Genomic DNA, 25,586 nt, shown 5'->3' on the forward strand with positions numbered 1-25,586 from the left:
CGACGTTTGCTGGCCCCCGGATGGGCTACTTGTAATTCAGGCTAAGCAGCATGGACTTCAGTTGGGCGTACTGCGTGCTGCCCATCCAGTCCTTGGCCGCTGCAGGGGTGGCGAAGGCGGGGTTCTTGGTGGAATCGAACTGCACGTAGGCGCTCATGATGCCGTTGGGAACCCGGACCTGGTTGGTCCCGGAGGAGCTGACTCCGGCCTTGAGCTCCGAGGAGCGCCGCACATCCATAATGTACGTCGGAGGACCTTCGGCAGGTCCCGATCGGGGTGAGGGCATTCCCTCGTAGGGGGGCCCTTCGTAGGGGATGTACTGCAACTGGTTCGAAGAGAAACCGAACTCCACCAGCTCACCCGAATTATCCCGAACACCGGGAACCACTGCCCGATCAAGGATGGTCCGGTCCACCAAACCCGCAGTGCCGTCGCCATAGTTGCCGTTGAATATCACGGCGACCTCAGTGCCTGCGCCGTCCAGGACCTTGGCGATAATGGACCCAGCCTTGTCCGCCTCGGTCGCATATGGCCCCTGCTCCGTCTTGACGCTCCAGCCAACGGGAAGAGTGAAGGAAAGGTGCCCGTCGGGGAAGGTGAACTTTTGGGGGTCCGCGGCCGGCGCCTGGGTGGGAGCCGTTGTCGGTGCAACCACCGGAACCGTGGGAACCACGGGCGGAGTGGTGACAGGGACAGCCGCCTCCGGTGTGGCAGACGGCGTGGCGGTGGGTGACGGCGCCTGCGTGACTGTAGCGGTCGGAGTCGGCGTCGCTTCCGTGGAGTTCACTGTGACTGCCGGCGCGGGAGCAGCCGTGAGTGGGCCAAAGTTGGCCGCTACAAGGACGCCCGCGGTGACAGCCGCGGCACCTAGCAGCAGGCCGCCTGCGATCCGGGCCTTCCGGCGCCTGCGGTCTTCAAGGGACACCACGCCGGCTGGTGGATTGTTGTCACTGAAGACGCGTGGGCCGGTGAGCATGCGCGCCAAAGCTTCTTCTGAGTTGACCTCGTTTGGCTCGTTCGCCAGCGGGTCAATCGCTGAAATCTGGTTCTTGATCGGATCCATTGTCTTCAGACCCCCATCTTCTGTGTGGTCGGTTCGGCCCCGGCAGGCATCTGTTTCCGGAAGGCTGTCCGTGCCCGGTGGAGACGGACCTTGGCGGCGGACTCACTGCACTGAAGCACCCTGGCGATGTCGGTCGTGCCCAGGCCATCCCAGTAAGCCAGCTGTAGAATGTCACGGTCCTGCGCCCGCAGGCGATCCATCGCATCCTGTACCGCGACGTTCTCGGAATCGTCCCCGAAACGCTGCACCGCCGTCGTGCGCAGTTTTTCCTGCAGAGCCTGCTGCCGGCCGCGGCTACGGTAGGCATTACCCACCAAGTTGCGCGCAACGGTCAGCAGGTAGGCGAGATCGGGGCGGGCATCATCCGACCATTTTTGCCACATGACCCGGAAAACGTCGGCAGCGATCTCTTCAGCCATCTCCGCTGATTCCACGCGTCGGCGCACAAACCTGAAGACGGATGGATAGCTGTCTTTGTGAATGGCGATAAACGCCAATTCGCGCTCTGAAAGCACGATTGTCCCCCTGAAAAGTAGAGCCCTGAACTGCAGGATACTTGTATAGTTTCCGGCTCGGCCCCGGCAGTTACACGTGGCGGTAAGTTTCTTCGCAGGGCCATCACGATAGATTCAGATCACCAAAACCCCGAGCGAAAGCGTGGCACAGCAATGGTGGAAACAGGACCCGCAGCAGACTGGGCCCGTAAGCAGGTAGACCTGGGTCGGGTGCCCGTGGCAGTGCTCGGCATTGCCTCGAGCCAAGGCATCGAGGACGTTGTGGCGTTCGGGACCGACGGCGGCAGGCAAGCCACAGCCGACCACCACTTTGCGCTGTTCTCCGTCTCCAAACCGATCAGTGCCATGACCGTCATGCGGCAGGTGGAATTGGGGAAGTTGTCGCTGGGCAATGCGTTGAGTGACGCCCTGCCGGGCTTCGGCGCAGGCCGCACGGACACGGTGACGCTGGAGCACTTGCTGAGTCACCGCTCCGGGATCGCAGACCCGGCGCTCGACGGCGGCACGCCCCTCCGCGAGGACCTCACCTCCGCCGAACAGGCCTTCTATGCGGGTTCCCTTGTCCAGTATTGCAACATCGCCTTCGAAGGTGCTGCAGCGATGGCCGAGTGGGCTGACGGGCGCCCGTTCGAGGAGCAACTCCTGTCCCTGGCCAGCGATACCAGCGCCAGCGGCCTGACATTCAGCACCGAATGCAACCCGCACACCATCCACGGCACCGAAGCGGCCGGCCTGAACGTCAACGGCATGTACCGGAAAAAGCACCCGGGTGCCGGGCTGTTCGGTACTGCCACGGACCTACTCAACCTGGGTTCGGAGCTTCTGGGAGAGACCGGAAAGGCCGTTCGACCCGCCACGCTGGCCGCCATGCGTCGCCCGCGGACCACTGAGGTTTCCCACATCACCACCCGGCCCAAGCCCCTCCGCCATACCGGCCTGGGGTTCCAGTTGCCCGCCAACCAGTCCGAGCTGCTGGCACAGGGAATCTACGGCCATCCCGGGTGGGCGGGAACAGAATGGTGGATGTTCCCGGAGCAGGACCGCTGCGTGGTGTTCCTGACCAATGTGCTGGACACCCCGGATCTCGGCGTGGACACCACCGAGCTGTTCAACGCCGTGGCCGTTTCCTAGGACCCAGCCCTGACGCCCCGGCCACGCCAGGCTGATACGGTCCACACGAGCACGAAGAGTCCCACCAGGATCAGCCCTGCGTCCCCAAGGTCGATCTCTCCGAGCCACGTTGTCAGAGGGTCCTCAAGCTCGAAGGCGGCGTTGATGAAGCCACCGAGGGTGATCACGGAGATGAACAGCGCCGAGACGGCCGAGATTCCAGTGATCACGGCGTTGAAGCCGAGCTTGCGCTGCGGGTTGTGGATGGCCGACTTGTACATCTTCATCATGGCCACGCCGTTGGCGGAATCGCACAGGGTCATGGCGGCGGTGAACGCGAGCGGGAGCGCCATCAGGGCGAGCGGCGAGACTCCGGCGAGTGACGCCGTCGTGGTGATGACCAGCAGCCCGATGGTGGTGGCGGTATCGAACCCAAGACCGAAAAGGAAGCCGATGACGTAGATGTTCCGCGGTCGCTCGACCTTGGACAGGGGTTTGGCGAGCAGCCGGGCCACGAAACCTTTCGCCTCAAGGTCTTCGGGTCGGACTTCGCCGCCGGCCTGGACGTTCCGGTACGCCTGCGTGGCACGAACGAACGCTGAGCCGTTGAACAGTCCCATGGTCAGCAGGAACAACCCGGACACTCCGCTGCCGATCAGCCCCAGTACCTTGTTCCCGGTGGTGCCATCCTCCATGAACTGCCCGATCAGCGTCGCGCCTGCCACCACCAGCAAGCCGGCCAGGATCACCACGGAGCTGTGGCCAAGGCTGAACGCAAAGCCCACGCTCACTGGATCCTTGTGCTGCGCCACGAACTTGCGCGTGGAGTTGTCGATCGCGGCGATGTGGTCCCAGTCGTAGCTGTGCTTGATACCGGCCACATAGGCCGTGATCACCAACCCGAGCGCCAGCGGTTGAGCCGCCCCTGCGGAACCGGCCAGCAGAAGCACGACGGCGGCAACGTGCAAAGCGGCCACGGCACCAAAAGTGAACAGCAGCCGGGTCCGCAGGGATAACGTCTCCCGCTCCCGATACATGCTGGCGAACTCGGTCAGAGCAGTCATCAGTACTTCCTCAGGTTCAAGGGCGCCTGCCCATACCAACGTTCCCGGAGAACGCCGGTGCAGGCACCCAGCAATGTGTTGAGTTCCTCAGTGCTGTTCGACAACGATCGCAGCACAAGCCCACAGGTCCCGGCAATAGTCATCGTCAAAGAAACCCCTGTATACGCGTCAAAGTCCCGGGCTACGTGGGCCAGCTCGTCAGCCAGTGCCTGGTTCACCCGCGGATCCACCACCACCAACGACCCCAGATGGCTGAAGCCCTCCATGAACCCCATACCGGTCACATCGTTGACGGGTGGGAGAATCAGGAGGTTGTCGAGCGCCAACAGCTTCGCTCCGCTTCCGTCCTCGATCCAGATCTCATTACGCAATCTCACTTCTTCGTACTTGAAGGATGCGCCGTCCGGCGACCACCCCGGAGTGACCACCTCAGCCATGACGAGGCTCGACGACGGGTGGAGACGGATGCGCGAATTCTGCCGGTAGCTGGCCTCCCGGTACGCAATCAACTGATCGGGCACCAACTCCAACCGCGAGCCCTCCCCCAGCTGGATGTTCATCCGCTGCTCGGCGAACGACCCCGGAGTCCGGTACACCTTGGTAGCCGACTGCGTGGTCAACAACAACGCGGCATTGTTTTCAACCTCCACATCAATGAGGAACAAATCCGCCCCAAGGTACGCCCCGCCAGGATTGACCATGACGTAGCAAACCTGCCCGGACCCATCCAAGTAATGCGGCCTGAGTACCCTCAAAGCGCCCTCATGAAACTGCCGCGAAGCAACGGACCGCCCACCCCGCACACTAACGCCCAACTCCAACCGCCCCCGCACAGGCCCTTCGCCCAAGGCCAACGTGGAGCCGGGCCCCAGGTTCCCCACAACGTCTGAGCCGAAATCGACCTGCGTCGTCGTGTTCATACGCGCATCTCGCATGGTGTCGTAACCACCGAGGCGGCGGAGCCGGGGATAAGGAACTGGCCTTTTGTCGCGGCAATGCGGGTGGGGCGATCCGCGAACGCGGATGAAGGTGACTTAACCGCCAACTCGCATCGGTTCATTGGGCCAAGTCGAGCATCAGGACGTCGCGGCGGATCCAGTTCAGGACTTCCTCCAGGCCGTCGTCCGTCTTGAGGTTGGTGAAGCAGAACGGTTTGTTGCCGCGGAATTCCTTGGAGTCCCGCTCCATGACGGAGAGGTCCGCTCCGACGTGGGGTGCCAGGTCCGTTTTGTTGATGATGAAGAGGTCGGACTTGATCATGCCTTGGCCGGCTTTGCGGGGGATCTTTTCGCCTTGGGCGACGTCGATGATGTAGATGGAGAAGTCGACGAGTTCGGGGCTGAACGTGGCGGAGAGGTTGTCGCCGCCGGATTCGACGAAGATGACTTGCAGGTCGGCGTGCCGGGTTTTGAGTTCTTCGATGGCCGCTGTGTTCATGGAGGTGTCTTCGCGGATGGCGGTGTGGGGGCAGCCGCCGGTTTCGACGCCGATGATTCGGTCCTCGGGCAGGATGCCGTTGGCGGCCAGGATTTTGGCGTCTTCGATGGTGTAGATGTCGTTGGTGATGGCGGCCATGGAGATGTCGCGGCTCATGTGGCGGGTGATGCGCTCCACGAGCTGGGTTTTGCCTGCTCCGACGGGTCCGCCGATGCCGATTTTGATGGGTTCAGACATGTGTCCTCCTGATGGTTAGCTCATGAACATGCGGGCACGTTGCCGTTCGTGCCGCATTTGTGAAATTTCCAGTCCGGGGCTCACGGCCCCGAAGTCGTCCCAGCACAGCTGTGCTACATCCAGGACGGCGGCAGCAACGGCATCGTGTGCGTGGCGAAGTACCCGTTGCCCGGCGTTCTGCCCCAGCGGGATGGCGCGCACGGCGTTCTGCGTCAGCGAAGTAACCGTGGCAAACATGTAGGCGGAAAGCGCCTCGTCGAAAGGGACCTTCAGCGACCGTGCAATAACCCCAAAAGCCAGGGGCTGATGCCCCATGGCGCCACCCTCACGAACAAGTCCCCGATAGACCTCCAACTCCCCCGACGGAAAAACCTCCCCGCCAATCTCAAGCAACCGCCCACCCATCTTCAAAGAAGCCTCCCGAACCTCCCGAGCCAACAGCTGCCCGGTAAGAACAGAATCCAACAAGCCCACATCCACCCCCTCATAAAGGAAGCGCAGAGCCAACCCATCTGAATAGACCAACTGCTGCGCCACAAAAGCAGCAAGCCACCCCCTAAACGACCCCTCATCAGTGACCAGCCCACGATGTATATAGCTCTCAAACCCCAAAGAATGAGCAAACGCCCCCGTAGGCAAGGCCGAGTCAGTCAACTGTTGAAGAGCCAGCTGATACGTCGCACTCAAAGCACACCGCGCTGGAACTGGGCTCGACAAGCGGAGGCGGGTGATAGGGGCCGCGGTGTGGAGGGCATCGCGAAGCGGGCACGGCCCCTATCACCCGCCGGAGGCTTGCCAACCCTGAAAGCCAGCACCGGTATGCGCCTAGTGCGAGTGCTCAGCATGGCGGAACGGCACCGGCATGACCCGCTCTTGCCTGTCGTAGGGGACGCCGACGCTCTTCAGATAGTCCTCTACGGTGTGGTCGTACTGGCACACCATGACTTCGGCCTCATATTCGGACGCGGCATCAAAGAACTGTGCCTGCAGATGCCGGTTGCCGAGCGAATGCGCCACTACCCCCATTTCGTGGATGCTCCTGGGCGCTATCACCAGGACGTCCGTGGGCAGCACGGAGATGACAATGACGTTGTGGTCGTCTTCGGCGAGGATGTCGCCGTCGCGGAGGTCGCCGGTGCCGCTGGGCAGGCGGATGCCGAGTTCCTTGCCGTGGTCGGTGGTGACGCGTTGGATGCGTTTGACCAGCAGGGCGCTGGGGAGCACTACTGTCTCTTTGTGGCGGCTGGCGTAGGCGTCGGGTTGTTCGTGCAGGTTGCCAAGGATTTCTTCGATAATCATGGGGTCCTAGAAGAGGAAGTAGCGCTGCGCCATGGGCAGCACGTCGGATGGCTGGGAGGTGACTTCGACGCCGTCGACCGTCACTTTGTAGGTTTCGGGGTCGACGGCGATGTCCGGAGTTTCGCCGTTGTATTTCAGGTCCGCTTTGGTGAGGTTGCGGATGCCGGACACGGGCTTGATGATGCGTTCGAGGCCGAGGTCGGCGGGCACTCCGGCGTCGATGGCTGCCTGGGACAGGAAGGTGATGGACGTTTGCTGGAGCGCCTTCCCGTAGGTGGCGAACATGGGCCGCATGGTACGGGGTTGGGGCGTGGGGATGGAGGCATTGGAGTCTCCCATCAGCGCGTAGGCGATCTGGCCGCCTTTGATGACGAGTTCGGGTTTCACGCCGAAGAACGCGGGGTCCCAGAGGACGAGGTCCGCGAATTTGCCTTCTTCGACGGAACCGATCACGTCTGCCATTCCCTGCGCGATGGCCGGGTTGATGGTGTACTTGGCGACGTAGCGTTTGAGGCGGAAGTTGTCCGATTCGGCGGATCCGTGGGCTGTTCCGGTTGGATCCGTCAGAACTCCCCGCTGCCGTTTCATGGCGTCGGCTACCTGCCAGGTGCGCGTCACTACTTCGCCTACCCGGCCCATGGCCTGGGAGTCCGACGACGTGATGGCGAAGATGCCGAGGTCGTGCAGGACGTCTTCGGCGGCGATGGTTTCGGCCCGGATCCGGGAGTCGGCGAAGGCCACGTCTTCGGGAATGTCCGGGTTGAGGTGGTGGCAGACCATGAGCATGTCCAAGTGCTCTTCGATGGTGTTGCGCGTGTACGGCAGCGTGGGGTTGGTGGAGGCGGGAAGGACGTTGGGCAGCCCGGCGATTTTGATGATGTCCGGGGCGTGGCCGCCGCCTGCGCCTTCGGTGTGGAAGGTGTGGATGACCCGGCCGTCGATGGCCCGGATGGTGTCTTCGACGAAGCCGCACTCGTTGAGGGTGTCGGTGTGGATGGCCACCTGGATGTCGTATTCGTCGGCGACGCGCAGGGACATGTCGATGGAGGACGTGGTGGAGCCCCAGTCTTCGTGGACTTTGAGGCCCACGGCACCTGCGCGGATCTGCTCCGCGAGGGGCTCGACGGCGGAGGCGTGGCCCTTGCCGAACAGGCCGATATTGACTGGGAGGCCTTCGGCGGCCTGCAGCATCCGGGAGATGTGCCAGGCGCCGGGCGTAATGGTGGTGGCTTTGGTTCCTTCGGCCGGACCCGTGCCACCGCCAACCATGGTGGTGATGCCGTTGCACAGGGCCGCGGGAACCTGCTCCGGGGAAATGAAGTGGATGTGGGTGTCGATGCCGCCGGCCGTGAGGATCTTCCGTTCGCCGGCGATGATCTCTGTGCTGGCGCCGATCACGATGTCCACGCCGTCAGTGATCTGCGGGTTCCCGGCCTTGCCGATCTTGAAAATATGCCCGTCTTTGAGCGCGACGTCGGCTTTGTAGATGCCGGTGTAGTCCAGGACCACCACGTTGGTGATCACGGTGTCCGGAATGTTCTCCACGCGGGTCAGCTGGCCGTTCTGGCCCATGCCGTCGCGGATCACCTTGCCGCCGCCGAAGACCACTTCTTCGCCGTGAACTGTGTAGTCCTTCTCGATTTCGAGGAACAGCTCGGTGTCGGCCAAGCGGATGGCGTCTCCGGTTGTCGGGCCGTACAGCTCGGCGTATTGCCTGCGGGGAATCTCGAAGCTCACTGGTGGTCCCTTTCCGCTGCGACGCCCGGGCGGGATTCCCCGGCAACGCCAGTGCCGCCGTCGAGCTTTCCGTTGACTGCGTTGCTCAGGCCGAACACTTCGCGCGACCCCGCGAGCTGGATCAGCTGGACGGTCTTCCTGTCGCCTGGTTCGAACCTTGCGGCCGTGCCGGCGGGGATGTCCAAGCGGCGGCCATAAGCCGCTTCGCGGTCGAATTCCAGGGCGCGGTTCGCTTCGGCAAAATGGTAGTGCGAACCGATCTGCACGGGCCGGTCGCCGTGGTTCACAACCTCGACGGCGATCGCCTCACGGCCGCTGTTGCAGGCAATTGTTCCGGGCTGGAGCCTGTATTCACCGGGGATCATGGGGGGGCTCCTATCGGATGGGATCGTGGACGGTGACGAGCTTGGTGCCGTCAGGGAAGGTGGCTTCGATCTGGACGTCGTGGATCATCTCCGGGACGCCTTCCATCACGTCTTCGCGGCGCAGCAGGGTGGTTCCGTAGCTCATGAGCTCGGCCACGGTTTTGCCGTCACGGGCGCCTTCGACGAGCTCGTAACTGATGATCGCCACCGCTTCCGGGTAGTTCAGTTTGAGTCCCCTCCCTTGGCGCCGCCGCGCAAGATCTGCGGCCACCACGATCATGAGTTTCTCCTGCTCACGGGGCAAAAGATGCATCGATTCTCCTAGTGTCCGGGCACGGCGGTGTCAGTTGTGTCCAGAGTAGGGAGCGCAAGTTTCAGCTACGTTTCCACGGCGTCACAGGTGGGGGTCGGAATCACCCGAATTGACCTCAACTTAAGTTGAGGTCCTAGCATCAGTCAGGTGTGCGCCGGCAAAGCGGCGCCATCCAGACAACCCCACGAAGGTGCATTAATGACCTCTTCCCCATCCGTGCCATCCGCGCCCGTCGGCGAACTGTTCAGGGCCGCCTTCCGTGCCCATCCGGCGGGAGTCGCCATCGTTACGGCTTCCGGACCAGAGGGAGCGGTGGGGCTCACGGCATCGTCGGTGGCATCAGTGGCGGTGGATCCAGCGACGCTCGCATTTTCAGTGACCGGCGGCCGCTCAGCTTCCTTCATTGCCTCTGCGCAGACAATCGTGGTGCACCTGGTGGGCGCCGATCAGCTGGACCTGGCGCGGACTTTCGCGGACCCCGCCGCCCCGCGCTTCACCCACAGCATGGACTGGGAGCTGCTGCCCACCGGAGAGCCCCTCCTCAGGGAGGCCCAGTGGGCGCTCCGCTGCGAGATCGTCCATCGGGCACCACTGGGTGGCTCGGTACTGTTGGCAGCGGAGGTCCTGGATATCCGGTCGAATCCGTCCAATTCAGCTCCGCTGGTTTACCACAACCGGGAGTTCCATACGCTTTTCCAGAGCGTATCCGCAGTGGCTTAGTTGTTGCGTCCCCGGGCGGCCACGGACCACGTGTCCACCACGGACCCATCACGCACAACAGTGACTTCGTCCACCAGGTTCATGGCCAGGCAGACGTGGTTCGGGATCACCCTGAGCCGCGTGCCCAGCGCTGGAAGCTCAGACGAGTCCGGCCAAACAACCGTGGCGTGGTGTTCGGACAACGCCGTAACGCGGGCCTCCGGGTACTCGGGAAGCCTGGCGAATCCCGTGGCCCAATCCGGACGGTCGCTGCCCAGGATCTTGCTGCCGGCATCAACCACCACCCGACGCACGTTTCCACCAGCTGCCTCGTGACGGCTGACCACAGTGGCGGCCACGGTCAACGCAACGTCGTCCCATGTGCACCGTTCGAGTTCCAGCTGTTGTGCGTCACAGAAGACGTAGACACCGGGGCGCAGTTCCGAGGCCATGGTCTCCCCGGAGATCAGGGCAGTGGGTGTGGAACCCCCGCTGATGGTCCGCACCTCGAAGCCCGCGGACGTCAAAGCGGCAGCTGCCCGCCCAAGGGCCTCGTTTTCATTGCTGGCCGCACCGGTGGGCATGCCGGGCTTGTAACTATGCCCCGGGAAGGTGAAGACCCCTGCCACGTTCAACCCAGCCGAGGATGCCGCGCGGGCAACGTCCACCACTTCCTCGGGAAGCACTCCGCTGCGGTGATGCCCGCTGTCCACTTCAATCAGCACCTCAACGCTTCCCGCATCCGCGCCGAGCCGGCGACCCATCGCCGTCGCGCTTTCTGCCGAATCCACGCCGACCGCGAGGCGGCACTTGGCCGCCAGCGCCCGAAGGCGTTCCGCGTGCGGGGCTTCAACCCACAATGGGTAGGCGATGAAGATGTCATTCACACCGTCCGCTGCGAAGACCTCAGCCTCGCCGATGGTGGCTACGGTGATCCCTACAGCTCCGGCTGCGAGCTGCTTGCGCGCGATCTCCAGCGTTTTATGAGTCTTCACGTGCGGACGGAGCTGAAGCCCACGGTTCAGCATGTTCGACGCCATCCGGTCGATGTTCCGGTCAAGGATGTCAACGTCGATCAGGACGGCAGGGGTAATGACTTCGGCAGGGATCACGTGGTTCACCCTTAGACACTAACGCCCTACGGCGCAGACTGGCGGACACGCAGCGAGAACGCCGCCTCCGGCTGCTGCACGTCGCTGATACTGCCCTTCGCTTCGATCCGGTTGATGAGAAGTTCGACGGCGCGCTCCGCAATTTCCGTACGACCCGGCGCCACCGTGGTCAACGACGGCGACGCGAAACGGGCCTCATCAATGTCGTCGAACCCTGCAACGGCAACGTCGTCGGGAACTTTCTTTCCACGGACCAGAAGCTCGTGAAGCGCACCCAGGGCAAGGGCATCGTTGAGCCCGAACACCGCGTCAAAAGCCACCCCGCTGTCCAGCAGCCGGGCCGTGGCGTCAGCTCCGCCGTCGCGCCGCCAATCGCATCCGACTACCAGCGCCGGGTCGTACTCAACACCGGCGGCAGCGAGCGCAGCCTGGTATCCGCTCAGCCGCAGGCCATTACTGCCGGTCGTGTCGCCGTCGTTCGCACCAAGGACAGCTATACGACGGCGGCCTCCCGCCAGCAGGTGCGTGGTGACGGCAGCGGCGGCACTGTGGTTTTGGATGAGGACCATGTCTAGCCGCGGGTCCTCTACGAATTCGCCGAGGAGGACCAGGGGTTTGTTGCCGGCGGCCTCAATGATCTGCTCGGCATCGAGGGCGAGCGGGATGAACAGGAGGCCGTCGGTGAGGCTGCGGAATTGTCCTTGGAGGGCAGCTTTCTCGTGGTCTGCCTCGTTGCCGGACTGCTCCACCAACACCCGGTAGCCGCGGTCCCATGCCGCCTTCATGATGTCCGAGGCCAGCTCGGCGTAGTACGGGATGGAGAGGTCCGCCAGGACCAGACCCAGCATGCTTGTCTTGCCGGACCGGAGGCTGCGGGCCGTCAGGTTGGTCTCGTATCCGAGCTCATCGATGGCGTTCAGGACGCGTTGCTTGGTGGTTGGCCGGATGAACTCGTAATTGTTGATGACGTTCGACACCGTCTTCAACGAGACTCCGGCCGCGCGCGCGACGTCGTTCATGGTGACGGCCATGCAGATGCTCCTTTTGTACTGGTGGATACATCGTTGCAGATGAGGCCTGCGTGTGGGCTAGTCCGTTACGGCCGCCACGGCCTCGATCTCCACTAACTGGTGGTCGTAGCCGAGGACTGTGACGCCCATGAGGGTGCTGGGCACATCGTGATCCGCGAACGCCTCCCGGACAACCTCCCAGGCAGTGACCAGATCGGCCTGGTCGGCTGACGCCACCAACACACGCGTGGAAATGACGTCCCCCAAATCCGCTCCTGCGGCATCCAAAGCCAATCGCATGTTGCTGATGGCTTTCTCCGCCTGCGCCTTGTAATCGCCGATACCCGCTGTGGTTCCGTCCTCGTTCAAGGGGCAGGAACCGGCCAGAAAGATCAGCCGGGCATCGCTGGGGGCTGTGGCCGCGTACGCATACTGCGCGACGGAACTGAGTTGATGGGAGCGGATGAGGGTGACTGCACTCGGCATGGGAGTCCTTCGGCTATGGTCCGTCTGTATCTTGTCGCAGGGCACCAGCGTAGTGTTTGAAGTAGGAGATTTCGGGTGTCGTCTATGTCCGGGGTTGAATATCCGGGCTTTGCGCGACCGCGAGCGCACAGCCGCCAGCCGGGGATGTGTGGACTCCGGCGTTGCTGGAATTGAGGCCGCATGGCCCAGAACAACGCAGTACCCACAGCCGAAGAGTTGCAGGACCTGCTCCTGGAAAGCCCTGGCTTCTCCGAATTCCTCCTTGGACTCACCACTATTTCTGCGTCCCTCCTGGGTGGCGACACACCCATGCTGTGTGCCATCACCGTTGAACGTGACGACGGTCCCGCCACGGTTGCCAGCAGCACAGTTTCCGCGCGCGTTTTGGACGAGAAGCAATACGAATTCGACGACGGCCCTTGCCTCACAGCGTTACGGACAGGTCAGCTCGTCCAGATTCCGGATCTGCACTCCGATGATCGATGGGCGGGCTACGCCGAGGCGATATCCGGGGCGCATGTCCGCAGTATGCTCGCCGTTCCCATCGGCACGGACCACGGGTCCCGCGCGGCCCTGAACTGCTATTCCACCGCAGCGGAGGCCTTCGATCCAGACACGTTGGAAGCTGTGCAGAGGCACGCCGACTCCCTGTCCAGGATCCTGCGGCTGGCCCTTCGGATGCATTCGGCAGACCCTTACCCTGCGGAGTTGCGGTCTGTGCTGGATTCACGAGCTGTGGTGGATGCGGCAATTTCCCTCATCATGATGCAAAACCGCTCCAGCAGGGAGTCCGCCATGAAACTCCTGCATCTGGCCGCGAGGAACAGCGATCAAGGGCTCCACGAAATCGCCAGGGACATGCTGACCCGGACAGGGGATGCTGAGCCGGAAAGCGGGAACTCATGACTGGCGCTCCCCTCGATCCGGCGGATCCGGAGCCGGAACAACCACACAAGTTTGCGGCCGACCGATTCAAGAACGCAGGCCTGAGCCTCAGTGGCTTGTGGGCCTACTATTACGGCATCGGAGGAACGGCTGACGAATTTGACCTCGACGGGTATCTCAATGGGCTGACAACGCTCGATCAGACCCAAATGGCACTCGTGGACACCGCACTCGAAGAGCTGGACGACGAGGGTCGCGGAGGTCCGGCCAGCGGCAGAAGGGGCAGTACATGACAGACACCCATCCATCGCAGCACGTCGGAAGCCCTCCCAACGGGCTGCGTCAGTATTACGAGGGAGTGGACCTGACGGACTTCGTAGTGCACCTCCAGGATCTCCTCGTGGAGAATGCGGACATCCGCGAGTTCCTCCAGGACCTCGCGGACATGACTGCCGCGAAGTTGACCACCGAGGGAAACACCATTGCCTGCGGTGTCACTGTGATCCGGCAGAAGCAGCCAGTAGCAGTTGCGGACAGCGATGCCTTCGCCAGGACCTTGGACAAAGTGCAAAACAGCTTCGGCGACGGCCCTTGCCTGACGGCCCTCCGCACCAGCCTCGTCGTACACGTCACGGACGTGGTTAACGAGCGACGCTGGCCGCGGTATATGCAGGCGGCCGCGGCCACAAGAGTAGGCTCCATCCTTGCCCTCCCCATGAGGTTGGGAGGCACGGGAGACGCCGTGGTGAACCTCTACCCCACGCGACCCAACGGATTTTTCCAAGAGAACATCGCTGTGGCCGAACGCCTCACAGCTACCGGCTCCAAAGCGCTGCATCTGGCCCTGAAAATAGCCCAGTTGCAGGACGCGCGCCAGCACCTCACCGCCGCCCTGGAGTCCCGCGCAACGATCAATACCGCCGTCGGAATCATCATGGCGCAGAACCGCTGCAGCCGCGATACAGCTTTTCAGGTCCTCGTCAAAGCTTCCAATCACCGCAACGTCAAATTGCGGGCCGTGGCCGCAGCTGTCATCGCCGGAGTCTCCGGCGACCAAGAGTTTCGAACAGCTTTCGAGGACTGAGAACCTGCCCGTTTACGCGGACGTACTCCACGAAAAACCACTAGGCTGGGACAGTAGGGCGGACGCCAAGCATCCGCTTGTATTCCTATGTCGGCCAGCCGACACCAACGGCCGGAGAGAACCCATGACGAAGAAGCAACTTCCTCTGGATGAACTCTCCACCGCCATCGGCAGGATTCTGGGCCTCCTCCTGACCGAGGAAAAGGTAGACCACGCAGTCCAAAGCCTTTCGCAGGCCATCAGGGAGTCCGTTCCCGGGACCATCGGCGCGGGGGTATCCATCCTTGACTCCCAGGGCCGACGAACCAGCCGGGGCTTCACGGACACGGTGGTGGAGCAGGCTGATTTCCTCCAGTACCAATTGGGCGAGGGGCCGTGCCTTACCGCGTGGGCTTCAGAAGAGACGGTATTGGTCCATGATCTCAGCGCCGACTTCCGGTGGCCGGAGTGGACCGCAGCCGTCAGTGACCTTCCCATCACGTCGGTGATCAGCACGCCGCTGATGGCAGGTGGACAAAGCATCGGCGCCATCAAGGTCTACTCACCGGAATCGTCAGCCTACGATGCCGCCACCGCAAACCTGTTGGAGCTTTTCGCAACGCCCGCAGCCACCCTTCTCTCCCACATCCAAAGCGCCGAGACTCCCAAGCGCATCAGCGAGGGTCTCCAATCAGCCCTGCATAGCCGGGACTTGGTCAACCGGGCATGCGGCATTCTCATGGAACGCCACCAGATCCCCCATGAAGTTGCCCTCCAGCGCCTGCTGAAGCACACCCGCGACCACCGCAGTTCACTGCAAGCAGTCAGCGCCGAGATAGTAGCCGGGATCCCGGCAGACCAGAACTAAGGCTCAGACATGGGCTTCGACACCAACGAACCCGAACAACGGCGCAAACTCCGGGCCGCGATCGATGCCGGCGACATCAACATCGGCAACCTCTGGTTGTACTACTTCAGCATTGGTGGATCAGTAGGCGAATACGAGGTTGAGGCCTATCTGCAGGGCATGATCTCCATCCCGGAACTCGAACGGGACCTGCTCGCAATGGCAGCCAACGACCTCCTGAACAACCATGGCGGCCCCCGGGCACCGTACTCGGACGAACTCCCCGAGGATGGTTCACCGACCTCCGAGGACCCCTGAACCTCACCCGTCACACATCGCTCATACCCTTGCAACGCCCCCGCAACAAACATGCGCAATGCTGGGGTCAACGGACGGCGACAGCTGAGGGGAGCACACATGAGCATCGCAAACAGGGACTTGTTCCAGGCCCTGAAGACACAGGCAAGCTTGGCACAGGCATTTGGCACCATGCCGGGGAGCGCTGAGGAATCCCACGCGTTGAGCCCTGGAGACTACATCGAGGCTTGGCACAACGGCCGCCTCTACCACCGGGGCACGGTGGTCAAGACCGTCGCGGGGACCGACCTTTTCTGGCTTCAGGACCACACTGGGAGCCGACGACTTCTGGACATGGAGTCGATGGACATTGTGACTGTTGACCAACCCGCTCCGGCACCTGCAGCGCAGGCACCGGAGCTTACCCCGACGGCCACGGTCACACCGATCTCGCCGTATCCGATCTTCCGGGACGGTTCGCAGCAAATCGCCTAGGAGTCCAGCGCGAGCCTGATCATGCTCCAGCTCACGGCCGGAAGCTCCGCGGTGAGCCGACCGCCGTCGAGCTTTGCACTGACGTTTTCGGACGGAAGGACCGACGTCGAATCGTCGGCTGTCGCCTGCCAGTACGGGTCCTTGTTCGAGTAGGTGACCGCCTCAATGACTTTGCTTGCATTGAGGCTTACGACGGCGGCATCCAGCGTCAGTGCGTCCGTCGCCGAACGGTTCACGGCGAAGACGACGGCTTCCCTTGCCATGGCGTCATAGGTCGCCACTGCCGAGAGAGACGTGAAGCCCGACGTCTTTTCGCTGGCCAGCTGCGGGGACTCGACGGCGAGATTGAGCACCGTGCCTGCGGCGTGCTGCGAGGTGAGCGCGAAGGGGTGGAACGTGGTCTGCTTCCACGCACGTCCGCCAGGCTCGGTCATGATGGGTGCGATCACGTTGACCAGCTGCGCGAGGCTCGCTGAATGGACGCGGTCCGTGTTGCGCAGCAAAGTGATGAGCAGGTCGCCCACCACCACAGCGTCAGCAACCGTGTAGCGGTCCTCCAGCAGCACAGGCGCCACCGGCCAGTCGTCACCCGTGGGCGCTTTGGACTCGTCCCGGGACATGTGCCACACGTTCCACTCATCAAAGGAAATGTTGACCTGCTTTTCGGATTTCGTTGCCGACTTCACATGGTCGATGTGGGACACCAGATCCTTGATGAACGCCTCCATCCGATACCCGGCGGACAGGTGTTCCTGCAGGTCGCCGAAGTCCTCGAAGTACTGGTGCGCCGAGATCAGGTCCACCAGTTCGTAGGTCTCGTTGAGGACCACGCGTTCCCATTCGCCAAACGTGGGCATGGTGGGCGCCGAACTACCGCACGCCACGAGCTCCAGGTCCGGATTGACCATGCGCATGGCCCTTGCCGTTTCGGCGGCGACCCGTGCATACTCCCCGGCCTTCTTGTGGCCGATCTGCCAGAAGCCGTCCATCTCGTTCCCGAGGCACCACATCGTGATGTTGTGAGGCTCGACGGCGCCATTCGCCTTGCGCTGTTCGGACAAGGCCGTTCCACCCTTGATGTTGGAGTACTCCAGCAGGTCCAGCGCTTCCTGCGTGCCCCTGGTGCCCAGGTTCACCGCCATCATGGGTTCGACGCCGGCCTTCTGTGACCACTTGGCGAACTCGTCCACGCCTACCAGGTTGGGGTCCGTTGAATGCCAAGCAAGGTCCAGTCTTGTTGGGCGGTCTTCCTTGGGGCCAACCCCGTCTTCCCAGCGGTAGCCCGAGACGAAGTTGCCGCCAGGGTAGCGGACGGTGGAGACACCGAGTTCTTTAGTGAGTTCAAGGACGTCAGTGCGGAAGCCGTCTTCATCCGCCTTGGGGTGTTCCGGTTCGAAGATACCCGTGTACACACAGCGGCCCAGGTGCTCGACGAACGCCCCGAAGGTCTTCCGCCTGACAGGGCCCACGACGAACGCGGCGTCGATGGTGATTTTGGCGATGGGTTTTTCTGGAGTTCCCAAAGGGTGGGTCCTTGTCTGCTCGTTTTGCTGGTTTCTATAACGTTGTAGAAACTATGCTGACGGGGTGTTGATGCGGGAGTCAAGAGATTTCTTGCTGTGGCCGCTCGGCCCCTAGTCTGAGACCCATGTCTTCCGCTGTGGTGAGAGCCGCCTATTCTGCGCGTTCCGCCGAGTACACCTCGTTGTTCGGGTCCCTCAGCAGCACCCATCCTGCCGACAGGGAGCTCGTGCTGTCATGGGCCCAGGAATTGTCCGGGAAAGTCATCGATGCCGGCTGCGGGCCTGGGCAATGGACAGCCTTCCTGCACTCCGCCGGGGTGGACGTCCAAGGCGTGGACTTGGTACCGGACTTTATTGAGACGGCCAAGCAATTCTGCCCGGATGCCCAGTTCTCTGTCGGGTCACTTGAACGGCTGCCCACCCCGGATCACTCATTGGCGGGAATCCTCGCTTGGTACTCCCTGATCCACATCTCCCCTGCTGAAATCAGCCGGGTTCTGAACGAGTTTGCCCGGTGCCTCAAACCAGGCGGGAGCCTCCTGCTCGGCTTCTTCGATGGCCCGGCGGGTGAACCGTTCCGGCACGCAGTGACTCGCGCCTATTTTTGGTCTGCGGAGGAGATGTCTGGACTGTTACAGGAAGCCGGTTTCAGCATTGTCGGCACCCACTCCCGCGTCGACCCCGGAGTCCGTCCCCATGCGGCTGTCGTCGCGAAGCGGGGGCTTACCCCCGGTCGCGTTGGCTGAACGCACCTACGCGCATTGATAACTGTGCACCAGCCCAGAGTCAACAAGGGGCCGGGGCTCTTCAGCTCTACTTCGTGATTGGCGAGGGACTGGCGCTTGCTTCCTGCCTGTCCAATTCCTTGTAGATTTCGTGTTGGTTCCCGGCGATGCAGACAGTGTCCATTTCCAGGCCGGAGCCTTTGACATTCGCGGTGAAGGATATGAGGTTTCCGCCGTTCTGATTGGCGTAGAGGCGGATGAGACCAGGGTCCAACGGGTTGGTTTCCACGCGGGTGGTAAAGCCCTTCGATTCCCAGAACATTTTGACGACGTTGACTGATGCTTCCAGGTCGACGGGATCAGGGGTTTGGCTCATGACGCTGTAGTTCACACCCTCCCTTTCATCACCTGCATTGCAGGCGCTGTTTCGGGTGCCTTTATCGACCCATTTCTGGGGTCCGATGGCTTTCTGGGTTTCGGTTTTGAACGCTTGGAGATCCTTGAGGGCTTGTTGTAGTTCTTCTACCTGGGCTTTGACGGCTGCGGGGTCGCTGGGATTGCTTGAGCCGGCCATGGGGTTCTCCGTGGCAGCGGGCGTGCAAGCGCTCAGCGCTACGGCCGCGCCGACCAACGAGGCGAGCAGGCGGCGGCCCGCGAGCCGGGCCTTGGGTTCAAAGGGCATGTGGTTCACTCTTCCTGAAGCGGCTGGTCTTTAGACGGAAGGCGCGGGATTGGGACACAAATTCGCGCAGCTTGCCAGGATCAGCTGAGCTGGTTGCGCCTCCCACTCCGCCGGCGAATCGAACCCGGTCGCTCGCGGCAAACACCGCAGAAATCGTGGGTGCAGCGACCGGCCATTCCATGGGCATCGGATCGATCGCCACGCTCTGGAAAGTCTGAAAGTGTTGTTCACGGACATCGGCGCGTTGCTGCCAGGCAAGCCGGCCCCGGTCATCGGCCCGGACAGCCAAAGCGTGGTTGAACAAGGTCGCATAGCCGCCCTTAAAGTCCTCCATCGCATAACCCGTGGCGACACCCAGGAAGCTACCTTCGGAGCGCAGGGTCTGATCCGCGGAATCAGCAGCGCTAATCAGAGCGTCGGCGGCGCCATCGTCGAACGCAATCTCCACCGCCGAATCAAAGATCCCCACGCCGAGCCCTCTCACCTGAATAGTTAATCCATCGAATAGCATAACCAATGGAATCAGCGTGTGGGACGTGACCGGGAAAATAAAAACAGGCCGGAGACTTAGCGTCTCCGGCCTGTCTTGGAGGGTGGGCCCTGTGGGGATCGAACCCACGACCCACGGATTAAAAGTTTGGCCCTGGGGTGTTTTTGCGTGTTGCTGGTTGACTGAAAACGCCTAGATTCCGGGGTTTCTTCACCAAATATCGTTGCAGGTGATCCGGGATCATTGGATCCATATCCCACCAAAACTTTCACCAAATCCACACCGTGATCCACGACCGCCGCGGCTTGGGACGAAGAGATTGCAGACCGGGTTTAGATGTCCAGGTCACCTTCTGCAGTTGAAGCTCTCGAGGATCTCTGTATCGGACCGTTCATCTTCCGGGTGTTCCGAGTAGTAGAAGCTGAGATTTTCATCAGCTTTCAAGGCTTCGTAAAGTGTCGGCCGAAGCATCTCAGTCTTCTGCGAATTGAACGGCGACCGCTGGTTTAGTGTGCCGTTTGACCGCGTCCCATTTCGGCGCACGTCGAAACAGTGGACCTTATTTGGGTCCTCGCTGGAGCTTCTACCTAGCTGACTCAGAACCACCGTCTTCTCCTCGGGAGACAGGGCGGTAGGCAGTCTTGAAGGAATGAACTTTCCCAGTTGCTCGCAGAACTGGGTCAAAATCTCCCCGAGATTTGGCGCGTACTCAATACCGAAGTACTCTCGGAGCTCCCTCGCCCCAGCCGCTATACGCTGTGTGTTCGCTGCCGCCGTCAGAGTGCGGCTAGTATCACGGCCATCGATGAAGGTCAGCTTCACGAGCTGGTACTGAGGGGTCTCCTCGGGTGGCATATAGCGTTGGACCAGAGTGAAATATCGTCGTTGCCTATACGTGAAGGGGAAACAAGCAATGACCCATCCGCGAACAGCCAACTCGTCACGGATGGGTCGAAGGTTCTCCAACGGCGCATTCATGTTGCTACTCTCGCACTCGCCCTCTGACAAACATTGTGAGCTGGAGTCAACCATTCGTGTAGACATGGTGCGTCCCTCACCCCACTTGGCCATTACACCTAGGTCGATGAGCATCGATGCGGGCATCTGTTTGCCCCATGGGCCACGTGGCTATATCCTGGCTGCCACCCAGGGGAGTACCAGCGCGATCTTGTGCGGAAGCCCGCTGAAGTAGACGGACTCAGCGTCTCTCCCTTTGGTGTTGGAGTAGGTCGCTTGTCATCGAAAATCCGCTAATTCTAGGGGTTTTTGAACTTCGGGAGTTGCTCTACGTTGCCCGTTATCGGATTCAATGCCCACCAAAAACGATATGCGGCCGGACTTTTCGTCCGGCCCTGGGTACAAAGGTCATGCGATTCTACGGTGAGGGACTGGGGCTGGAAGGGAGTCCGAAGTTTTCGGGATACAGCTCCTTGTAGATTGCCGCCTGGTCTCCTGCGACGCAGGCGCTGTCCATTTCCAGGCCGGAACCCAGCACGTTCGCCGTGTAGGACACGAGCTGTCCGCCGTTCTGGTCAGCGTAGAGGCGGATGAGGCCCGGGTCCCGGGGGTTGGTTTCGATGCGCGTATTGAAGCCCTTAGATTCCCAGAACGATTTAACGACGTCTACTGACGCCTCCAGATCAACGGGGTCGGGGGTTTGGCTTAGGACGACGTAATTCACGCCCTCTTCACCGTCGGGTGTGGTACAGAAACTGTTGCGGAGGCCTTCGTCGGACCATTTTTGAGGCCCGATAGCTTGCTGGGTTTCGGTTTTGAAGGCGTGAAGGTCCGCGAGGGCTTGCTTGAGTTCTTCGACCTGGGCTTTGACGGTTGCGGGGTCGCTGCGGTTGCTTGAGCCGGTCATGGGGTTCTCCGTCGTGGTGGGCGTGCAGGCGCTCAGCGTCATGGCCGCGAAGACCAATGCGGCGAGGAGGCTGGGGACCTTGTGTCGGGCCTTGGGTTGGTAGGACATGCGGTTCACTCTTCCTGGGCTACTTATTTGCCGCAACTCCGACGAGGGGCGAGACAGGTCTTTCGCCTGGGAGGATGCGATCTCCGTGGCCTGTTGTTGTCAGGGCTGCCTCGTACAGTGCGGTGGTTCCTCGATCCAGGTACCCGTACCCGTCTCCGTCCTTCCGGTGCACCAGCGAGTTGTGTTCGGTCGTGCCGTGAAATTGGGTCCCGTCGATGGTGGCTGCTTCCGAGGAGAACACCTTCGCGTGAAATGATTCCATACGCGGATCCTGGCGCTGGGAACGGCCCCATCTGGCCAGGGCGTCAGGTTCGGCTTCACTGGCGTAGACCTGGCCTTCAGGCACGTGAAGCTCTTCGGCATTCCGAATCTCTTTCTCGACGCCGGCGGAGCCGAGCATTGTGAACGAGGCGACGCGTAAATCTGCAGCGGCGAGGGCGTCGCTGGTTACTGTCGTGCCATAGGAATGGCCTAGTACGTTCAGGGTTTCCGGGGTCCTGTTGCCCAACCCATCCCTGACAGCATTGAAACCGCGCAGGTCCGCGACAAACTGCTCGCCACCTGCCCGTGCAGCATCACCGCTGCTCACGGTTGCCGGGTTGGGCGGGTCGTAGTTGATCCATGCGACCACCGCAAACGACTTACTCCGGTCGTTCAGCCTTTGCCGCGATTGCAGGTTAGCAGCGTTTGTTGCCCAGTCGTTGAAGCCGCTTTGGGGGGTAATGAGCATGCCGGACACGGCGTAGGTAACGTTGTCGGCTGTGTCGGGGTTGGCCGCAGAGACCTGTGCCTTTGGGGAGCCGTCGGTGAGGTCGAAGCCGAGCAGGACAGCTTGTCCTGACGCACCCGCGTTTACGAGGGCTTGACCGATGCCGTCTAGGGCTTTCTGTTGGGTTTGCAGACGTATCCAGTGCGGGTTTGGAATGGACCGCCCTGTGCTGGTGAACAGGGACTCGGGCGTCCCGGCGAGTTCAGCCTTGATGCGCTTCTGTTCGGTGACGAGGCGTATCCGCTTGGCAAGGTTCCGGGCGGTGGCGGTGACGCCGTTCAGGTTCCCGATAGCCCACGGGAGGGTTTCGATCAGGAGCTTCTGACCCTCGCCGGGTTCGATTGATCCGTCGTCGGCGGCTGTGTGGCCGAGACCGGCCCACCACTTGGCTACCACTACAGGGTCCAGTCCTGGTTCTTTCAGGAGTACTTCGAGCCGGGCGACGTTGCCGGCACCGCCGAGCCAGGCTTTCAGTTGCGCGGCGTTCAGGGCCCCGATGTCGTTCAAACCGACTTGCCCCGGTGGTGCGTACTGTATGAGGGCGCTGTTGAGCGCGGTCTCGGGCAGGGAGCCGCTGCCGGCTGCTTCGAATGCCGCGGCGATCTGCTCAAGCCACGTCGCGTCAGCGGCGTTCTCAGTCAGCAGTTCCTCGAACCCCGACACAAACGTGACACTGCCGCTATTCACCCACGAACACGCTGAGGTGAAACCGCTCCACGCGTTCCGGATTCTCCCCAGCTCCGCGTCCAGGATGTTGGTAAAGGCGCGGGATTGGGACACAAATTCGCGCAGCTTTCCAGGATCAGCCGAGCTGGTAGCGCCCCCCGATCCACCGGCGAATCGAACCCGGTCGCTCGGGGAAAACACCGCTGAAATCGTCGGAGCAGCGACCGGCCAATCCATCGGCATGGGATCACTCAACGGGCTCACGAAAGACTGAAAGTGTTGTTCACGGATATCGGCGCGTTGCTGCCAAGGGTTAAGGTCCTTCAGCCGGGACTTCTCTTCCCGCGCCTTGAGCTTTGCTTGCCTGACCTCCTCCGCCAACGCCGCGAGGACACCGGCAAGCCGGCCCCGGTCATTGGCCCGGACGGCCAAAGCGTTGGCGAACAAGGTCGCATAGCCGCCCTTAAAGTCCTCCATCGCATAACCCGTGGCGACACCCAGGAAGCCACCCTCGGAGCGCAGAGCCTGATCCGCGGAATCAGCAGCGCTGATCAGAGCGTCGGCGGCGCCATCGTCGAACGCAATCTCCACCGCCGAATCAAAGATCCCCACGCCGAGCCCCCTCACTTGAATAATTAATCCATCGAATAGCCTAACCGACGGAATCGGAGTGTGGGCGTGACCAGGAAACAAAAAAACAGGCCGGAGACTTAGCGTCTCCGGCCTGTCTTGGAGGGTGGGCCCTGTGGGGATCGAACCCACGACCCACGGATTAAAAGTCCGATGCTCTACCAACTGAGCTAAAGGCCCCTCCAGCTGTAGAAACAGCCATGAATACTGTACCCCAAGGTCAAGGCCAGCAAGGAACTCAACGTGACGTGCGCCGTCGTCACCTTGTTTAGGCGAACGTTCGACGGCGGCGCGCGGCGGCAGCGGGGTGTCGGGCCCAAGGCGGCGGCAAAGTAGGTGGTGGCGGCCCGCCAGCAACAACGGCAACCGTTACTCGACCCCACCAGAGCACAGGAGTACGGTGAAGTCATGAGCGAACAGCCAGGACCACCTGCGTACGGCGGAGCAAACAGGCACCACAAGCCCAAGCCCTTCGCGCCCATCGATTTCGAACCGTTCGCTGGTGGCGCCGACCCCGCGCGCGTCTCCGAGGCGGCACACCTCGCTGCCCAAGCTCTTGTCAGACGAGGCCGCGACAGCGACGATCCCAAGGTCACCCGTCGCTTGGTAAAACTGGCCGACGAGCAAGGCTTGGAAGCCATCGCCGAGATGTGGGCGGAAAGCCCCGCACGGAGCCTTCCCGGCGCGCTCTGGAGGCTTTACGCCCTCCGCGCCGCCACCATCCAAAACCCCGAGAAGATCTCCGTCTACTTCCGGGCTGGGCGCGACACCGCGCAGGTTTCCAACGTAGTGGCGGGCGCTGCCGAGCCACCGGGAGCCGATGAAATGAAGACCATGGCTGACGCCATTTTGTCCGGCGCTTTCGACGGCGAGTTCGACGTCGCGCTGGAACGCTCCGCTGCTTTCTGCCGCGTGGTGGCGCTCGGCCAAGCTACTCTCGCCGATGGCGCGGAGCACAGCAACGAGGGCCACGCGAGCAAGCTCACGCGCAACTCGCACCAACTGGTGAAGACCGCCGAAGACCTTGAGCACGCCGCCAATGCGTGGCGCCTAGGGGAGCTCGACTAAGCAACAAAAGGGGCGAAACGTACCCACGTCGGCCCCGGACTGTCAATGTTGACTTACCCAGCCTGACGGTGAAAACTAAAACTGGTGTCGAACCGCGAAACCCCCGGGCTTCAACTTATAGCCGCTTCGAGCGGCCTACCGCCGAGAGGCGTATCCGGTTCGGCACCATTTTTATGCCCGAACGCAGTTTGCCCGGGTCGGCACTGAGGCGGACCCGGGCAAACCGGCAGGATTACTTCAGCGTGACCGTGGTTTCGGCCTTTTCCTTCTTGTCGTGGTCGAGGTCGCCGGCAGCGTCCTGAGGCGTCAAAGTCGCTTCGATTCCGGTTTCCTTTCCCGCGGTGTAGGCAAAGTTCTCGGCAAGGTTGAAGGACTCACCGGGCTTCAGCACGAACGGATCCTTTTCCTTCAGCTTCACACCGGAGCTGCTCAGCCCGTGCTTCTTGTACCCGTCGCTGCTGGAATCGGACGGCATGCCGCCCATGTACTTCCAGTCCAGGTACTTTGCCTTGGGCGTGACCAGCGAATGACTCAGTGGGATGTCTGCTGATGAGGTGTTGGTGACCACATAGTTCAGGTACACGATCGGATCGCCCTTCTTCAGGAGGTTTTCCTTGGTCTCCTTATCCACGAACATGCTGTCCTTGGACGCTACGTCCGTGGCCACCTGGTAAATGTCCACGCTGAAGCTATCGCCCTTGATGGCGCCGAGCTTGTCGCCCTTATCCGTGATGGGGAGTGCCCAGGCAGCTGCCGTGTAGGCGCCCGTGGACGCCCCTTCGGCAGCGGATGACGACGCAGCCGCCGACGACGAAGAGGCGGACGATGGTGCTGCGGACGAAGAGGCGGACGACGGCGATTCGGTACCACCCGCCGTCGAGCCCGCCGTGGTTGCGCCGCAAGCTGTCAGGGCCAGCAGTCCGGCCGCCGCGAGGCTGGTGATCTTCACTACATTGTTGATGCGCATAATTCCCCCATTGATTGGATTAACTCGAAGACTTGCTAAGTCTTGCACGGATGGGCGGCG

General features: G+C 62.0%; 30 protein-coding genes and 1 tRNA gene. 10 read left to right on the top strand and 21 right to left on the bottom strand.

From position 1 onward, the window contains the following. Positions 1 to 25: 25 nt before the first annotated feature. Together ACR30Z_RS10605 and ACR30Z_RS10610 are read right to left on the bottom strand one after the other, a co-directional pair. Positions 26 to 1,063, bottom strand: coding sequence for a hypothetical protein (locus tag ACR30Z_RS10605; RefSeq protein ID WP_144652650.1), 1,038 nt, complete (start codon positions 1,061 to 1,063; stop codon positions 26 to 28). A 5-nt stretch (positions 1,064 to 1,068) separates the two neighbouring features. Continuing rightward, on the bottom strand, positions 1,069 to 1,578 hold the full coding sequence (locus ACR30Z_RS10610) for an RNA polymerase sigma factor (RefSeq protein ID WP_434372514.1): 510 nt from the start codon (positions 1,576 to 1,578) through the stop codon (positions 1,069 to 1,071). Between the two features lie 153 nt (positions 1,579 to 1,731). On the opposite strand from ACR30Z_RS10610, the gene ACR30Z_RS10615 reads away from it, so the two are divergent. Continuing rightward, the gene (locus ACR30Z_RS10615) at positions 1,732 to 2,709 is read left to right on the top strand and encodes a serine hydrolase domain-containing protein (RefSeq protein WP_434372515.1); all 978 of its coding nucleotides are present in this window, start codon (positions 1,732 to 1,734) and stop codon (positions 2,707 to 2,709) included. Here the strand turns inward: ACR30Z_RS10615 and ACR30Z_RS10620 are convergent. From ACR30Z_RS10620 to ACR30Z_RS10655, 8 genes are all read right to left on the bottom strand, one after another. Next, entirely contained in the window at positions 2,706 to 3,752 is a 1,047-nt protein-coding gene (locus tag ACR30Z_RS10620; RefSeq protein WP_434372516.1) for a HoxN/HupN/NixA family nickel/cobalt transporter, read from the bottom strand. The two genes, ACR30Z_RS10615 and ACR30Z_RS10620, sit on opposite strands and share 4 nt — an antisense overlap. After that, a complete protein-coding gene (locus tag ACR30Z_RS10625; protein ID WP_434372517.1) occupies positions 3,752 to 4,672 on the bottom strand; it encodes an urease accessory protein UreD in 921 nt (306 codons plus the stop codon). Before ACR30Z_RS10625 ends, ACR30Z_RS10620 begins: the two co-directional genes overlap by 1 nt. 136 nt (positions 4,673 to 4,808) lie before the next feature. Beyond that, on the bottom strand, positions 4,809 to 5,426 hold the full coding sequence (gene ureG / locus ACR30Z_RS10630; RefSeq protein WP_144652655.1) for an urease accessory protein UreG: 618 nt from the start codon (positions 5,424 to 5,426) through the stop codon (positions 4,809 to 4,811). A 15-nt stretch (positions 5,427 to 5,441) separates the two neighbouring features. Further along, the gene (locus ACR30Z_RS10635; RefSeq protein ID WP_434372518.1) at positions 5,442 to 6,113 is read right to left on the bottom strand and encodes an urease accessory protein UreF; all 672 of its coding nucleotides are present in this window, start codon (positions 6,111 to 6,113) and stop codon (positions 5,442 to 5,444) included. A gap of 138 nt (positions 6,114 to 6,251) precedes the next feature. Further along, positions 6,252 to 6,725: an urease accessory protein UreE gene (gene ureE / locus ACR30Z_RS10640; RefSeq protein ID WP_434372519.1), complete on the bottom strand. Its 474-nt coding sequence runs from the start codon at positions 6,723 to 6,725 to the stop codon at positions 6,252 to 6,254. A gap of 6 nt (positions 6,726 to 6,731) precedes the next feature. Continuing rightward, entirely contained in the window at positions 6,732 to 8,462 is a 1,731-nt protein-coding gene (ureC, locus tag ACR30Z_RS10645) for an urease subunit alpha (RefSeq protein ID WP_434372520.1), read from the bottom strand. Continuing rightward, positions 8,459 to 8,827 (bottom strand): urease subunit beta, encoded by a 369-nt coding sequence (locus tag ACR30Z_RS10650; protein WP_144652659.1) that lies wholly within the window; start codon positions 8,825 to 8,827, stop codon positions 8,459 to 8,461. Before ACR30Z_RS10650 ends, ureC begins: the two co-directional genes overlap by 4 nt. Positions 8,828 to 8,837: 10 nt before the next feature. Beyond that, the gene (locus ACR30Z_RS10655) at positions 8,838 to 9,140 is read right to left on the bottom strand and encodes an urease subunit gamma (RefSeq protein WP_434372521.1); all 303 of its coding nucleotides are present in this window, start codon (positions 9,138 to 9,140) and stop codon (positions 8,838 to 8,840) included. A 198-nt stretch (positions 9,141 to 9,338) separates the two neighbouring features. Here ACR30Z_RS10655 and ACR30Z_RS10660 point away from each other — a divergent pair, with 198 nt between their 5' ends. Next, a complete protein-coding gene (locus ACR30Z_RS10660) occupies positions 9,339 to 9,860 on the top strand; it encodes a flavin reductase family protein (protein ID WP_434372522.1) in 522 nt (173 codons plus the stop codon). Here the strand turns inward: ACR30Z_RS10660 and ACR30Z_RS10665 are convergent. Genes ACR30Z_RS10665 through ACR30Z_RS10675 form a run of 3 tightly spaced genes read right to left on the bottom strand, consistent with a single transcriptional unit; the run spans position 9,857 to position 12,447 of the window. Next, the gene (locus tag ACR30Z_RS10665; RefSeq protein WP_434372523.1) at positions 9,857 to 10,960 is read right to left on the bottom strand and encodes a D-TA family PLP-dependent enzyme; all 1,104 of its coding nucleotides are present in this window, start codon (positions 10,958 to 10,960) and stop codon (positions 9,857 to 9,859) included. The genes ACR30Z_RS10660 and ACR30Z_RS10665 overlap by 4 nt on opposite strands. A gap of 17 nt (positions 10,961 to 10,977) precedes the next feature. After that, a complete protein-coding gene (locus ACR30Z_RS10670) occupies positions 10,978 to 11,982 on the bottom strand; it encodes a LacI family DNA-binding transcriptional regulator (RefSeq protein WP_144652663.1) in 1,005 nt (334 codons plus the stop codon). A gap of 57 nt (positions 11,983 to 12,039) precedes the next feature. Then, complete coding sequence (locus tag ACR30Z_RS10675) at positions 12,040 to 12,447, bottom strand: RidA family protein (RefSeq protein ID WP_434372524.1); 408 nt, start codon at positions 12,445 to 12,447, stop codon at positions 12,040 to 12,042. 180 nt (positions 12,448 to 12,627) lie between these two features. Here ACR30Z_RS10675 and ACR30Z_RS10680 point away from each other — a divergent pair, with 180 nt between their 5' ends. From ACR30Z_RS10680 to ACR30Z_RS10705, 6 genes are all read left to right on the top strand, one after another. Further along, complete coding sequence (locus ACR30Z_RS10680; protein ID WP_434372525.1) at positions 12,628 to 13,353, top strand: GAF and ANTAR domain-containing protein; 726 nt, start codon at positions 12,628 to 12,630, stop codon at positions 13,351 to 13,353. After that, positions 13,350 to 13,625 carry a hypothetical protein gene (locus ACR30Z_RS10685; protein ID WP_434372526.1) on the top strand — a complete coding sequence of 92 codons (276 nt, stop codon included), beginning with the start codon at positions 13,350 to 13,352 and terminating at the stop codon, positions 13,623 to 13,625. Before ACR30Z_RS10680 ends, ACR30Z_RS10685 begins: the two co-directional genes overlap by 4 nt. Next, positions 13,622 to 14,416 carry a GAF and ANTAR domain-containing protein gene (locus tag ACR30Z_RS10690; RefSeq protein WP_434372527.1) on the top strand — a complete coding sequence of 265 codons (795 nt, stop codon included), beginning with the start codon at positions 13,622 to 13,624 and terminating at the stop codon, positions 14,414 to 14,416. The genes ACR30Z_RS10685 and ACR30Z_RS10690 overlap by 4 nt, the downstream gene beginning before the upstream one ends. 124 nt (positions 14,417 to 14,540) lie before the next feature. Then, positions 14,541 to 15,263 carry a GAF and ANTAR domain-containing protein gene (locus ACR30Z_RS10695; protein WP_434372528.1) on the top strand — a complete coding sequence of 241 codons (723 nt, stop codon included), beginning with the start codon at positions 14,541 to 14,543 and terminating at the stop codon, positions 15,261 to 15,263. Between the two features lie 9 nt (positions 15,264 to 15,272). Next, the gene (locus ACR30Z_RS10700) at positions 15,273 to 15,560 is read left to right on the top strand and encodes a hypothetical protein (protein ID WP_144652669.1); all 288 of its coding nucleotides are present in this window, start codon (positions 15,273 to 15,275) and stop codon (positions 15,558 to 15,560) included. Between the two features lie 99 nt (positions 15,561 to 15,659). Further along, on the top strand, positions 15,660 to 16,034 hold the full coding sequence (locus ACR30Z_RS10705; RefSeq protein WP_144652670.1) for a hypothetical protein: 375 nt from the start codon (positions 15,660 to 15,662) through the stop codon (positions 16,032 to 16,034). Here the strand turns inward: ACR30Z_RS10705 and ACR30Z_RS10710 are convergent. Beyond that, positions 16,031 to 17,557, bottom strand: coding sequence for an alpha-N-arabinofuranosidase (locus ACR30Z_RS10710; RefSeq protein WP_434372529.1), 1,527 nt, complete (start codon positions 17,555 to 17,557; stop codon positions 16,031 to 16,033). The two genes, ACR30Z_RS10705 and ACR30Z_RS10710, sit on opposite strands and share 4 nt — an antisense overlap. Positions 17,558 to 17,682: 125 nt before the next feature. Here ACR30Z_RS10710 and ACR30Z_RS10715 point away from each other — a divergent pair, with 125 nt between their 5' ends. Then, entirely contained in the window at positions 17,683 to 18,303 is a 621-nt protein-coding gene (locus tag ACR30Z_RS10715) for a class I SAM-dependent methyltransferase (protein ID WP_434372531.1), read from the top strand. Positions 18,304 to 18,370: 67 nt separating this feature from the next. Here the strand turns inward: ACR30Z_RS10715 and ACR30Z_RS10720 are convergent, their stop codons facing one another. From ACR30Z_RS10720 to ACR30Z_RS10745, 6 genes are all read right to left on the bottom strand, one after another. Then, entirely contained in the window at positions 18,371 to 18,964 is a 594-nt protein-coding gene (locus ACR30Z_RS10720; RefSeq protein ID WP_434372532.1) for a hypothetical protein, read from the bottom strand. Beyond that, complete coding sequence (locus tag ACR30Z_RS10725) at positions 18,954 to 19,433, bottom strand: hypothetical protein (protein WP_434372533.1); 480 nt, start codon at positions 19,431 to 19,433, stop codon at positions 18,954 to 18,956. The genes ACR30Z_RS10720 and ACR30Z_RS10725 overlap by 11 nt, the downstream gene beginning before the upstream one ends. Before the next feature lie 366 nt (positions 19,434 to 19,799). Beyond that, the gene (locus ACR30Z_RS10730; protein WP_144653392.1) at positions 19,800 to 20,432 is read right to left on the bottom strand and encodes a DUF6037 family protein; all 633 of its coding nucleotides are present in this window, start codon (positions 20,430 to 20,432) and stop codon (positions 19,800 to 19,802) included. Between the two features lie 397 nt (positions 20,433 to 20,829). Next, positions 20,830 to 21,426, bottom strand: a complete 597-nt coding sequence (locus ACR30Z_RS10735; RefSeq protein ID WP_434372534.1) for a hypothetical protein — start codon at positions 21,424 to 21,426, stop codon at positions 20,830 to 20,832. A 19-nt stretch (positions 21,427 to 21,445) separates the two neighbouring features. After that, on the bottom strand, positions 21,446 to 23,473 hold the full coding sequence (locus ACR30Z_RS10740; protein ID WP_434372536.1) for an alpha/beta hydrolase: 2,028 nt from the start codon (positions 23,471 to 23,473) through the stop codon (positions 21,446 to 21,448). A gap of 125 nt (positions 23,474 to 23,598) precedes the next feature. After that, positions 23,599 to 23,671 (bottom strand) — tRNA-Lys (locus ACR30Z_RS10745). A 228-nt stretch (positions 23,672 to 23,899) separates the two neighbouring features. On the opposite strand from ACR30Z_RS10745, the gene ACR30Z_RS10750 reads away from it, so the two are divergent. Next, positions 23,900 to 24,559: a hypothetical protein gene (locus ACR30Z_RS10750; protein ID WP_144653209.1), complete on the top strand. Its 660-nt coding sequence runs from the start codon at positions 23,900 to 23,902 to the stop codon at positions 24,557 to 24,559. Positions 24,560 to 24,791: 232 nt separating this feature from the next. Here ACR30Z_RS10750 and ACR30Z_RS10755 read toward each other — a convergent pair whose 3' ends face one another. After that, positions 24,792 to 25,526, bottom strand: a complete 735-nt coding sequence (locus ACR30Z_RS10755) for a hypothetical protein (RefSeq protein ID WP_434372539.1) — start codon at positions 25,524 to 25,526, stop codon at positions 24,792 to 24,794. Positions 25,527 to 25,586: the final 60 nt, after the last annotated feature.

The organism is Paenarthrobacter sp. FR1, assembly GCF_051106045.1.
Taxonomy (GTDB): Bacteria; Actinomycetota; Actinomycetes; order Actinomycetales; family Micrococcaceae; genus Arthrobacter; species Arthrobacter nitroguajacolicus_A.